The 11,950-nt window shown below is 73.2% G+C and carries 9 protein-coding genes; 4 read left to right on the forward strand and 5 right to left on the reverse strand.

What is annotated here, in order from left to right:
• Positions 1 to 29 precede the first annotated feature (29 nt).
• Positions 30 to 596 carry a hypothetical protein gene (locus ACZ5C2_RS01525; protein ID WP_468785343.1) on the forward strand — a complete coding sequence of 189 codons (567 nt, stop codon included), beginning with the start codon at positions 30 to 32 and terminating at the stop codon, positions 594 to 596.
• An 8-nt stretch (positions 597 to 604) separates the two neighbouring features.
• Here ACZ5C2_RS01525 and ACZ5C2_RS01530 read toward each other — a convergent pair whose 3' ends face one another.
• The 3 genes from ACZ5C2_RS01530 to ACZ5C2_RS01540 are packed head-to-tail and all read right to left on the reverse strand — an operon-like array spanning position 605 to position 1,851.
• The gene (locus ACZ5C2_RS01530; RefSeq protein WP_468785346.1) at positions 605 to 1,003 is read right to left on the reverse strand and encodes a DNA-binding protein; all 399 of its coding nucleotides are present in this window, start codon (positions 1,001 to 1,003) and stop codon (positions 605 to 607) included.
• The gene (locus ACZ5C2_RS01535; protein ID WP_468785348.1) at positions 1,000 to 1,281 is read right to left on the reverse strand and encodes a hypothetical protein; all 282 of its coding nucleotides are present in this window, start codon (positions 1,279 to 1,281) and stop codon (positions 1,000 to 1,002) included. The genes ACZ5C2_RS01530 and ACZ5C2_RS01535 overlap by 4 nt, the downstream gene beginning before the upstream one ends.
• Before the next feature lie 57 nt (positions 1,282 to 1,338).
• On the reverse strand, positions 1,339 to 1,851 hold the full coding sequence (locus ACZ5C2_RS01540; protein WP_468785350.1) for a DUF2165 domain-containing protein: 513 nt from the start codon (positions 1,849 to 1,851) through the stop codon (positions 1,339 to 1,341).
• Between the two features lie 109 nt (positions 1,852 to 1,960).
• On the opposite strand from ACZ5C2_RS01540, the gene ACZ5C2_RS01545 reads away from it, so the two are divergent.
• Positions 1,961 to 4,390: a tetratricopeptide repeat protein gene (locus ACZ5C2_RS01545; protein ID WP_468785762.1), complete on the forward strand. Its 2,430-nt coding sequence runs from the start codon at positions 1,961 to 1,963 to the stop codon at positions 4,388 to 4,390.
• Positions 4,391 to 4,511: 121 nt separating this feature from the next.
• The gene (locus ACZ5C2_RS01550; RefSeq protein ID WP_468785352.1) at positions 4,512 to 5,630 is read left to right on the forward strand and encodes an ADP-ribosylglycohydrolase family protein; all 1,119 of its coding nucleotides are present in this window, start codon (positions 4,512 to 4,514) and stop codon (positions 5,628 to 5,630) included.
• A 329-nt stretch (positions 5,631 to 5,959) separates the two neighbouring features.
• Here ACZ5C2_RS01550 and ACZ5C2_RS01555 read toward each other — a convergent pair whose 3' ends face one another.
• Together ACZ5C2_RS01555 and ACZ5C2_RS01560 are read right to left on the reverse strand one after the other, a co-directional pair.
• Positions 5,960 to 7,858 (reverse strand): MFS transporter, encoded by a 1,899-nt coding sequence (locus tag ACZ5C2_RS01555; protein ID WP_468785354.1) that lies wholly within the window; start codon positions 7,856 to 7,858, stop codon positions 5,960 to 5,962.
• Between the two features lie 131 nt (positions 7,859 to 7,989).
• A complete protein-coding gene (locus tag ACZ5C2_RS01560) occupies positions 7,990 to 10,764 on the reverse strand; it encodes a D-alanyl-D-alanine carboxypeptidase (protein WP_468785356.1) in 2,775 nt (924 codons plus the stop codon).
• A gap of 231 nt (positions 10,765 to 10,995) precedes the next feature.
• Here ACZ5C2_RS01560 and ACZ5C2_RS01565 point away from each other — a divergent pair, with 231 nt between their 5' ends.
• The gene (locus tag ACZ5C2_RS01565) at positions 10,996 to 11,751 is read left to right on the forward strand and encodes a GOLPH3/VPS74 family protein (protein WP_468785358.1); all 756 of its coding nucleotides are present in this window, start codon (positions 10,996 to 10,998) and stop codon (positions 11,749 to 11,751) included.
• The last annotated feature ends 199 nt before the right edge of the window (positions 11,752 to 11,950 follow it).

Genomic DNA, 11,950 nt, shown 5'->3' on the forward strand with positions numbered 1-11,950 from the left:
GGGACCCGTAGCTGAGGAGATGCGTACCGGTGTCTGCCCGTCTTCCTTCGTGGGCCTGGGTGACCGGGCTGACCACGGGCGCGATAGCCGTGGTGGCGGTCCTGACCGTCCAGGCGGACCAGGGCCCGAAGCCCACCGCCGCCACGAGCCGGCCGGGCACGTCGGCGACGGCGGACGCGAAGCCGTCCGCCGCACCGGAGAAGAAGAAACCGGTGGCGGTGCCGGCCGACTCGGGCACGGGCCGCCGGATCGTCTACTCCCTCGGCCAGAAGCGTGTCTGGCTGGTCGACGCCAGCGACGCCGCCCGCCGCTCCTTCACGGTCTGGCCGGGCACGGTCTCCCCGGACCCCGGCTCCTACACGATCGGCACCCGCACGGAGGCCACCACCGGCAGCGACGGCGTGGAGGTCGAGCACATCGTGTACTTCGCCGCCAAGTCCGGTATCTCCGTGGCGTTCTCCAACGCGGTCGACGGCTCCTCGCCCCCGCCCGCGGCCCCGGACGCGAAGACCGGCGGCATCCGCGTGACCAAGGCAGACGGCAGGGCCCTGTGGGACTTCGGTGCGGCGGGCACGACGGTACGGGTGGTCGGGTAGCCGCGAACTCAGACCTTCTCGGCCGTCACCCGTGGATGCCCGGCCGTGAGCAGGCCGATGTCCTCCACGTCGGAGGTCAGGACGGTCACCCTGCCCGGGCAGTGCAGGGCGGTCGCACAGAGCATGGCATCGATGGCGTACTTGTGGCCGTGCAGGCCGGCGGAACGCAGCAGGGTGGCAGCGGACTGGGCGAGCGCCTGGGTGACCGGCTCCACGCGCAGCCGCGAGAGGGTCCATCGCAGTGCGGCATCGTTGATCCTCGGATGGATCACCGCGACCAGCGCCGAGGCCGAGGTGATCACCGGCAGATCCGCCTCCCGGGCAGCCGTCAGCCACTCGTGCACCGCACGGTCCCGCTGGACGGCCTTGGCCAGGCCGTCGCTGTCCAGGACCAGAGCTCCGCTCACGCAGCGGCCCCCGCGTCCGGGCCCTCACCGGTGAGCCGGGCACGCTTGGCCGCGACGGCCTCCGGGTCCGCCGGCCCGTGGACCTCGTCGAAAGCGGCGATCAACTCGTCCAACCGGTCCCGTTCGATCTGCCGTTGAGCAGCCCGCTCCAGATACGCCGAGACGCCCCGCTTGCCCACCCGCTCACGAATCGCGTGCAGGGTTCCCGCGGTGAGGGTGATGGAGACGCCACTGCTGGGGCCGTCGCCGGGAGGGAACGCGGTGTCGTCGTCAGCCATGGGTCGATTATGGCATTGCGAATGCCATAACGTCATGGTGGGGAGGCGCCGCGGCCCTCAGCGGGCGCCCCGCTGATCGGTATGCGTCCCCGGCAGGTGGACGACCAGCAGAACCACGCCACTGAGGACGAAGACGCGGAGGGCCGCGTCCAGGCCGTTCCAGTCCTGCGACTGCCACATCGCGAACCACTCGCCGCCGATCGCCATGAAGCCGGCGCCGAACAGGAGCATGACCATCAGCAGACCGTAGGTGGAGAAGCGGCGGGCGCGCGGGTGGTCGTGGCGGGCCCAGAGCCAGGTGCCGTACATGAGGACCAGCGCGGCGGCCGTCTCCCAGACGATGATCAGGACGTACGCGGCGTCCTGCACGCCCTCGTTCGTGATCGCGCGCCACATCAGGTCGTCGTCCTTGAACGTGGTGTCCATGGCGAGGACATGCCGTACGAACTCCTGGTTCGTCCCGAAGTCCGTGATGTTCCCCAAGGAGACCAGCGCCATGTACAGGGCGACGGAGGCGGTGAGGAGGGTGGCGGCGAGGGACAGCGCGCCGCGTGGTGTCGTGGAGGTCATGGCGGTTCAATTCCCTTTGCCGGGGCCCGTATCCCGTACGGGGTGAGCCAGAATGAGGTCGGTCGGACACGGACGAGGGGACGTACGCGTGGCGCAGGCACGGCTGTCGATGCAGCAGATCGTCCAGCAGCGCCGACGCGCCGGACTCGTGGCCCGCAGTGCCGAACGCGAGTCCTTCCGGGCGAACTTCGACATCCCGCCCGGGGACGCGGGCCACCGTTTCCTGTTCCACGTGCACGGCAACGCCGGTGTCGGAAAAACCCGCCTGCTCAGGGAGTTCGAGCACATCGCCCGGGAGCAGGGCGCGTTGACCTCGTACGTCGACGAGAGCGTGGGCGGCGTCCCCGAGGCGCTGGAAGTGATGTGCCGCCAGTTCGCCGCGCGGGGACACCGGTTCAAGAACCTGGAGCGGCTGCTGGCCGCACACCGTGAGCGGCGCCACGAGGCGGAGCTGGCCGCCCTCGCCGCGCTGGAACCCGGACCCGACAGCGGCCCGTCCGCCGGCAGCATGGCGGTCGCGCGGGCCGGGCTGGCCGGGCTGGGACTCATCCCGGGCGCCGGTGCCTTCGCCGGGGTCCTCGACCCCACCCGACTCGCCCAGGGCGCCGACCGTCTGCGCACCGGCCTCAGCGCCCGCTTCCGCACGTACGAGGACGTACAGCTGGTGCTCTCCCCGGAGAGCGTCCTCACCCCGGTACTGGCGGACGAGCTCAACGGTGCCGCCGCCGACGTCCCCTGGATCGTCCTGTTCTTCGACACCTACGAGCGCACCGGCCCCCTCCTCGACGCGTGGCTGCACGACGTCATGACCAGCGAACGGTACGGGCCCTTCCCCGCCGCGGTCGTCGTCGTCACCGCCGGTCAGCGTCCGGTCGACACGGCCCGCTGGGGGGCCTTCGCGGACTTCATGACCACCCTCCCGCTCCAGCCTTTCACCGAGGCGGAGTCGCGGGGGCTCCTCGCCGACCGGGGCGTCACGGCGGAACCGGTCGTCGCCGAGGTGCTGCGGCTGACCGGCGGTCTGCCGGTGCTCGTCTCCATGCTCGCCGGAACCGGCCCCACCGGTCCCGACGACGTGGCCGACCCCAGCGCCACGGCCGTGGAGCGGTTCCTGAAGTGGGAGCCGCACCCGGTCCGCAGGGCCGCCGCCCTCGCGGGCGCGCTGCCGCGCCGACTGGACGCGGACGTGTTCCGCGAGGTGGCCGCCTGCGAGGAGGAACAGCTCGACGAGCTGTACGCGTGGGTGGCCGGCCTGCCGTTCGCCGACGATCACGGGGGTCGGCTCCGCTACCACGACGTCGTCCGCGCCCCGATGCTGCGGCTCCAGCGCGGCCGCTCCCCGCGCGGCTGGGCGGAACGCCAGCGGCGGCTGGCGGACGTCTTCCGGCGGTGGCGCGAGGAGTCCGAGGCCGGACGGGACGCGGGGAGGCTGTGGGCCGACGAGGAGTGGTGGGAGCTGCGGACGGCGGAGCTGTACCACCGCCTGTGCGCCCGGGACCGGGAGGCGCTGTCCGAGGTGATGCACGACCTGGTGGAGGCGTGCGACCAGGGGGAGGCCGCCGCGGCGCGCTGGGTCGGGGTCCTGGAGGACGCCGGACGGGACGCCGACGTGCCGGGCCTGGCCTCGTGGGGGCGGCAGCTGTCGGGAGCGCTCGCGGCCGGCGGCACCCGGGCGGTCCTGACGGAGCTGCTCGCCGCGACCGCCCCCGTACCGTCGACCGCGCCGGGAACCGCCCTGCCCCGGGCCGTCCCCGCCGGTGACCCGCACGACCCGCCGCGCTGGGACGCCCCGCCCCCCGGGCCGGACACGTGGCAGCCCGACGAACGGCTCCGGGAACCCGGCGACTGGGACGTGACACTTCCCCCGCACCTCCTGGCGCGGATCCACCGCGACCGCGCCCTCTCCCACGCCGCCCGGAGCGAGTACGAGGCCGCCGTCACCGAGCTGGGCCGGGCACTCACGCTGACCCCGGACGACGCCGGAACACGTGCCCTGCGCGGCGAGTACGGGCGCGTCCTCGGACGCCACGCACAGGCGGCGGTGGATCTGGAGCGGGCCGTGGCCCTCAACCCCGCCGACGAGTACGCCTGGGCCTCCCTCGGGGCCACCCGCCTCGTCCACGGCGACCCGCAGGCGTCGCTCACCGCACTGAACCGTGCGCTGGAGCTGAAGCCCGACTACCCCTGGGCGCTGATCCGCCGCGCCCGCGTGTGGCGCGAGCTGGGCGACGCCGGACGCCGGCTCGCCGACCTCGACCGGGCCGTCGCCCTGGACCCCGACTCCCCGTGGGCCCACTGCGAACGCGGCGACGCGCTCCACACCGCCGGGCTGGACGAGGAGGCCCTCGCCGCCTACGACCTCGCCCTCACCCTCGACCCCGGGTACGCGTCGGCGTACGCGAGCCGGGGGGTCTCCCGCTTCAGCCTCGGCCGGTCCGGGGAAGCCCTGGCCGACCTGGACCGTGCCCTGGAGATCGACCCGTCCTACGCCTGGGCGCGCACCCAGCGCGACACGGTCGTACGCCACCGTGACGGTTGATATCGACCACATCCGATCACTCGGGTCACATTCCGCATACCGATCGGCCCTCTGAACCGACCGTCCGCGTTCGACTACAGTGCTGGGCGTCGTACGTACGGGCGGTCCCCGGGAGGTCTTGGTGGCTGGTACTGCCGGGCCCGTGTGGGGGCGCCCTGAGCAGCAGGACTTCCGCAGCCGGGTGCGCGGGACGATGCTCGGGGTGGCCGTCGGGGACGCGCTGGGCGCGCCCGTGGACGGCATGGCGATCGAGGGGATCCGGGAGGCGCACGGCGCGGAGGGCGTCGCCGAACTCACCCCCGCCTACGGGCGGCGCGGTGCCGTCACCCACCACACCCAGCTCACCCTGTTCACCGTGGACGGCCTGATCCGCGCCCAGGTGCGGCGCGACACCGGCGCCTGGCATCCGCCGACCGACCTGCACCGCGCGTATCTGCGCTGGGCCGCCACCCAGCGGGACTGGGGCCCCGACGAGCGGCGCAAGGACGACGGCTGGCTGGCGCGGGAGGAGTGGCTGTACGCCCGCCGTGACCCCGCCCGGACGCTGCTGCTCGGGCTCGGGGACGAGACCATGGGGACGCTCGAGGCGCCGAAGAACCCCGGTGGGGCAGGGCCGGAGGCCGCCGTGCGGTCCGCGCCCTTCGGACTGCTCGTCGGCTGGGAGCCGCAGCTCGTCGCCCAGCTCGCCGTGGAGTGCGCGGCGCAGACCCACGGCCATCCGGTCGCCTGCCTCGCGGCGGGCGGGTACGCCGTGATCGTGCACGCGCTGGCCCGGGGCGAGAGCCTGGACACGGCGGTCCAGCGCACGCTCGCGCTGCTGGCCGCGCGGCCGGGACACCAGCCGGTGTCGGACGCACTCCAGCACGCGCTGGGCGCGGTACGGCAGGGGATGCCCAGTCCCGAGCGGGTGACGGAGCTGGTCGGGAACGCCACCGCCGAAGGTCTGCTCGCCGCCGCCGTGTACTGCGCGCTGGTGGGGGAGGACGTACGGCACGGGCTGTGCCTCGCCGTCAACCAGGACGGGCCCAGCGCCGCCGCCGGCGCCCTGACCGGCGGGCTGCTCGGGGCCCTGCACGGCGAGACGGCCCTGCCGCCGGCCTGGCTGGCCGAGCTGGAGGGCCGTCCCACGATCCTGGAACTCGCCGACGACTTCGCGATGGAGATGACCCAGGGCCCCGCGCTCCACGGACCCGCGGGATCCTCCCCGGCGTGGCTGGCCCGCTACCCACGAGGAGCCTGACCTTCCCGGCGGTCCGTGCCCGAAGGAGGCGCGGCGCTGTGCCGTCGTGCGGCTCCGCCGCGTGGGCGCGGTCCGGGGTTGTGCCCGAAGGGGCGCGGGGAACTGCGCGAAGGGGGTCCGGGGCGCAGCCCCGGGACGGGACGGGAAGGGGCGGCGGGGGCGAGGAATCCCAGGGGCGACGAAGGGAGATGCCGGAGAGCCACCAGGGCATCGTGCCGCCGGCCGCGAAGAACGCTGGTTTGGCTGAATCGCGTTCATGTTCATGAACTGGCGGGAGGTGTGCGGGATCCCGCTCCGGGAGTGTGGTCGGATGACCCGGGCCGGCCGGGTCAGCGCAGCTCGTCGGGGCAGGGCGTACCCCGCTCCCCCCACTTGTAGGGAGCCGCCAGGCGGTACGTCCCCGGCTCCGGCGCGAGCAGCGTCGTCCACCGGTCGCCGTTCGCGTCCTCCTCCGTCTCCATCAGACAGCCGTGGACGTTCTCGTACGACCGCGGCTCGCCCTCCGGGCGGTTCTCGGACTCCTCCGTCTCCTGCGGAGGGTCCAGCGCCGTGCCCTCGGCGTCGACGAGGCCCAGCCACGGCGAGTACGGGACACGGACCAGGATCCGGCCCGCCTTCTCCACCCGCAGGGTCCACTCACCCTGCTCGGCCCGCTCCACGACCGTGTTCGGCTCCGCCAGCGGGGTCGGCCCGTCCACCGCGAACAGCTGCCAGTTCGCGTCGCCCCAGATCTGCTCCAGATACGGCAGCCCGCGCTGCACCAGCTCCCGCTCCCGCTGGCCGCCGTCACCGTCCGGCTCGTCCTTCGGCAGCACCACGAAGTGCACGCCCCAGCGCTTCAGCCACTCGCGGTAGTTCGCCGAGTTGAGGGTGTCGTCGTAGAAGAGCGGGTTGCGCTCCATGTCGGCCTGCCGGTTCCAGCCCCGGGCCAGGTTGACGTACGGGGCGAGGGCGGACGCCTCACGGTGCGAGCGGGCCGGGACGACCTCCACCCGGCCCCGCTCGGCCCCGACCTCCTGAAGCTCGTTCACCAGCGGCGCCAGCTCGCGCGCCCAGGACGCGCGCGGCGTGGTGTGCACGACGTCGTCGACCGACTTGAAGCCGATCCAGCCGTTGAAGCCGACAACGGCGACGACCAGCAGGTACCACGTGCGGGACTTCGGCACCGCGAACGGCAGCGCCGCCACCAGCGCCACACCGCCGAACAGCATCGCCAGCCGCGTCATGTTCGAGCCGATCTGCGAACTGATCAGCCAGACCAGCACGATCCCGAGCCCGTACACCGCGGCCGTGATCCGTACGGTCCTCCACTCCCGCGGCACCAGGAGGTACACCAGGACCGAGTACAGCAGCGGCAGGATCACCGAACCGATGCCCATCGGCTGCGTCCCCGAGAACGGGAACAGCCACGCCGACACCGCCACCACCGCGGTCGGTGCCAGCCCCAGCGCCCACGCCCCCGGCAGGCGCTTCTGCAGAAACAGCGCCATCGCCACCAGGCCCACGAACAGCCCCGCGACCGGCGAGGCCATGGTGGCCAGCGCCGCCAGCGGGGCCGCGCACAGGGCCTTCGCCCAGCGCCTGTAGCGCCACCGGTAGGGCCAGCAGAAGACGACGGCGACCGCGCCGAGCGCGAACATCGTGCCGAGCCCGTACGTCACCCGCCCCGAAGCGGCGTTGCACAGCAGCGCGAACACCCCCGCGAGCGCCGCCCACAGGGGGTTGCGCACGACCCGGCTGCGCATCAGCACCAGCGTCAGCAGCCCGGCCGACACCGTCCCCGCGATCATCATCGTCGTCCGCACCCCGAGCACGGACATCAGATACGGCGACACCACGCTGTACGACACCGGATGCATCCCGCCGTACCAGGCGAGGTTGTACGCGGAGTCCGGGTGGCGGCCGACGAACTCCGCCCACGCGTCCTGTGCCGCCAGGTCGCCGCCGCTGTTGGCGAACGTGAAGAACCAGACGATGTGCAGCAGGCCGGCGAGAGCGGTGACGGACAGTACGGGGTGCCGCAGCATGCGGGCGCGCACGGCGAGGACGGCGGCCATGGGGGCGCCGGGGGTGTCACCGGTGCGGTCCGGGGAGCTCGGGGAGCTCGGGGAGCCGGGAGTGTCCTCGGCGTCCTGGGCGGGGCCCTGTGTTCCGGACACGGGTATTCGCGGACCGGATCCCGGATCCGGGTCGGCGTCGTCGGCGCGTGTCGGCTCCGCTGTGGCCACCTGAAGGCACTCCCCGTGTCCCGTTCCCTGCCCGTTCCCTGCCCGTTTCGTGACGCTAGCACGCACCCCGCCGGCCGTCGCCCGGGTAGGCGTGGGCCCGCGGGGTGCGGGTGTACTGCGCCGGGGCCGTCTCAGAGGAGACGGGTCAGCTTGTCCGCGAAGCCCGGCTCCACGAGGTCTTCCTGGAGCGCGACCGGCACCTTGACGGCACCGCTCGTACCGTCGCCCACGGTGAGCGTGCCCACCGTCGTACCGGCCTTCGCCGTGTGCGGCAGCTCCTCACCGGCGAACGTCAGCTTCACCGACAGGCCCGCCCAGCCGACGGCCTTGACGTCCTCGGTGACGACGACGGGCGTACGGCCGCCGAGACCGTCGTCCGCGTAGCCGACGACGTCGCCCTTCTTCAGGATCGTCGCCGACTCCAGCGCCTCCTGGGCGGCCCGCATCAGCTGGTCGCCCGCGGACAGGGCACCGCCCAGGATGGTGTTGTCCGCGCCGCCCTCGGGCTGGCGCACCACCGCCCCGATGATCCGGTGGGTCTCGCCGGCGACGTCCTTCTTGGCGGCGAAGGAGAGGTTGCCGAGCGCGGAGGTGGTCGTACCGGTCTTGATGCCGACGACGTCGTTGTGGCCGACCAGCCGGTTCCAGTTGCCGTGCTTGACGCCCTTGTAGTCGATGTACTCCATCATCGCGGCCACCTCGCGGAACGCGGGCTGCTTCATCGCGGCCCCGGCCAGCTTCACCTGGTCCACGGCGGTGCTCACGGTGGTGTTGTTCAGGCCCGACGGATCGGTGTACGTCGTGTTGGTCATACCGAGGTCCTTCGCGGCGTCGTTCATCTTCTCGACGAACGCCTTCTCGGAGCCGGCGTCCCAGCGTGCGAGCAGCCGCGCCACGTTGTTCGCGGACGCGATCAGAATGGCCTCGATCGCCTCCCGCTGGGAGATCTCGTCGCCCTCGGTGACATCGACGGTCGACTCCTGCCCGGCGTCGGACTGCTTCTCGGCAAGCTCGTCGATCTTGATCGGCGGACCCTCGGCGCCGCTCTTGAGCGGGTGGTCACGCAGGATCACGTACGCCGTCATGACCTTGGCGACACTGGCGATCGGTACGGGCTTCTGCTCACCGGAGGAGCCGAAGGTGCCGATGCCGTCGACGCTCAGCGCGGCCTGCCCCTTGGCCGGCCACGGGATGTCGGGCTTGCCGCCCTCGAAGGTGTAGCTGTCTTCGGCGGTGAGCTCCAGCGTGGGCACCGGGAGCGGACGGACGTTCTGCGCGACCGCGAAGACGATCACCAGCAGCAGGACCAGCGGCGTCCAGATCTTGACCCGCCGCACGGCCGTACGCAGAGGGGTCTGCGGGGGCGGCGGGGTGTTGGTCAGCTCGGCCAGCAGATCCAGCGGCGGCTTCGGCGGCAGCGGCTGCTGCGTCGTCCGCTCCGGCCCGATCTGCGGGAGCGAGGTGGTGGCCTCGGCGGGTGGCACGGCGCGCGGCGCGGTGGTGGCGCCGGTGGTGCGCGGGGGCTTACGGGCGGCGGGGTCGTCGAGTTCCCTCAGCGCGACGAACCTGCTGGTCCGCTCGGCTTCCGCGGTGCTCTTCGCGTCGCCGCCCTCGGATTCGTCCTTGGCGCCCGTGTCGCCCGTGTCGCCCAGCTTGAGCATGGTGGTGGGCTGATCGACGGAGGGCGGCCGGGTGCGGAAGACGGCGGTGGGCTGATCGCCGGGCCCCTTGGCCCCGGCGCCTGGCCCGGAGCCGGCATCCGAGGGCCCGTCGTCCGCTCCGGGGGCGGACTTGCCGGAGGCGGCGGGCCCGCCCTCGCTGTCGCCCTTCGACGGTCCCGGGGCGGGGCCCGAGTCGGGGTCGCCGCCCCGCTCGGCCGACTCCGGCCCGGGGGCCTCGTCGTCCGCCGCTGCGGGGTCGCTGCCGGTCCTGGTGTCCTGGCCCTCCCCGGCCTCCGCGGCCTCCGCGGCCTCCCCGGCCTCCCCGGCCTCCGCGGCCTCCGCGGGTGCGTGGCCGGCGCCCTGGACGCCGTCCTCGCGGGCGGTCCGGGTGCCGGTGTCGTCGGAGACGGCGACTGAGTCGTCCGTGTCCGTGGGGGCGCTGGTGGGCCGGGCGTTCTGGGTGTCCTGGGCCCTGGGTTCGGACGGGGTGTCGTCCTCGGGGTCGGGTGACGCCGCCCGGGGGCTGTCGTCCGTGCGGGTGTCCGTGGGGGCGCCGCTGTCACGGGGCTCGACGTCCTCGTCGGCCGCGGAGGCGGCGGATGCCTCGTTCGCGGCGTCCTCGGGCCCGTCCCCGTCCTCGTCCACGTCCCCGTCGCGGGACGCGTCGTCGGCGGAGGCGGCGGATGCCTCCTTCTCGCCGCCGCCGTCGGAGGTGCTGCGCGCGGCCGGGACCGTACCGGCACCCGCACCGGTGTCGTCGGAAGCACCGTCCGTCACCGGGACCGTACCGGCGTCGTCGGAGGCGTCGCCCGCCGTATCCGTATCCGTGTCCGTATCCGTGTCGGTATCCGTATCCGTGTCGGTATCCGTATCCGTGTCCGCCGAGACGGGTTCCGCGTCGCGCACCTCCCCGTCGGCCTCCCGCCCGGCGTCGCTGTTCAGGTCCTCGGCCGGCTCCGCCGAGCGGACCCACGCGGCGACCGCCTCGCGCAGTCTGCCGTCGCCCTCCGCCGGAGACTCGCCCTCGCCCTCCGCAGGAGAGGACACGTCGTCGGGCACCGACAGGACCCGGGTGGCCGTGTCGGCGGTCCCGCGGGTTTCCGAGGGGGCGGCATCGCGCGCCACCGCCAACCGGGGATCCCGCTTCCCGGGAACCGGACCCGCGCTCCCCGACGTCGGTTCTGCCGACGACTCGCGCTGCTTCGACCTGTCGGGGGACTCGCCCGCCACCGATGCCTCCTCCATGCGCCGCACGCCTCGCGTGCGCCATCCGAACCGTGAAACCGTGAACCGCCCGCTCACGACAACGCTCCGCAGCGCTGTCCGAACCATGTACCAGTGTCCTGTGTGCGGGCTTACCCCACGCGGTAGACGAGAACGACATACCTACCGGTTCCCTTACGAACTGGTCACGCACCCTCGACAGACCAATGTGAGAGGGGTCACCCTGTCAGACATCCACGCGGGGAGGCATGGATGGGCAGGAGCCGCAGAACAATTCCGGAGGAGCTTCTGCTGCTGGCACTGGACCCGACCACGGGTACCACTGCACAGCCGCAGTCGCTCGACCTCGGTCTGGCCGGAGCACAGCTAGTGGAGCTGGCGCTGGCCGGACGGATAGCCCCAGACGGGGATCGTATCGCCGTGGTGGTACCACGGCCGACTGGAGACCCAACACTGGACTGCGCGTTGGAGTTGCTGCGAAGGCGTGGCGCTCCCGTACGGGCGGTCCACTGGATCGGCGGGCCGCGTCTCGGGCTGCGCCAGACCTACCTCTCGCATCTGGAGCGGTGCGGCATGGTGCATGCCGTGGCCGGACAGATGTGCGGGGTGCTGCCGACGACTCGCTACCAGGCGACGGACACCGAGATCAGCCGGGAGATCAGGGCCCGGCTGGACTCCGCGATCCGCACCGGCGTTCCGCCGGACCCGCGGACCGCGGCGCTCGCCGCACTGGCGCACGCGGTCGGTCTCGGCAAGCACCTGTATCCGGGGAACGAGGGGCGCTCCTCACGTTCCCGGTTGCGGGATCTGATCCGGCACGACCCGATGGGCGGACTCGTCGCGCACGCGGTGATGGACGTCCAGAACGGTGCCGCGGCCCAGCCGCGCCGCAACTCCGCACCGGCCGGCCGGCAGGCCACCGCCGGTGGCAGGGGCGCACCGGAACCCGCCCGAGGTGTTCCGGCGCAACCACTCCGAGGATCCATGGCACGCGCCGTGGCCCACTGAGTCGTACGTCCCCCAGGGCCGCACGGCACGGCAACCACGGATCCACGGCAGCGCAGACCCGGTCACGGGAACCACTGTCCGGGGGGGGGGGGGGGGGGGGGGGGGGTCCTCCCCCCCCCCCCCCCGGGGGCGGGGGGGGGGGGGGGAAGAAACGAACCCCGGCACGAAGGGTGGCTCTTCTTTGTCCTCCCCCCTCCCC

It is taken from the genome of Streptomyces sp. NPDC031365, from assembly GCF_055569765.1.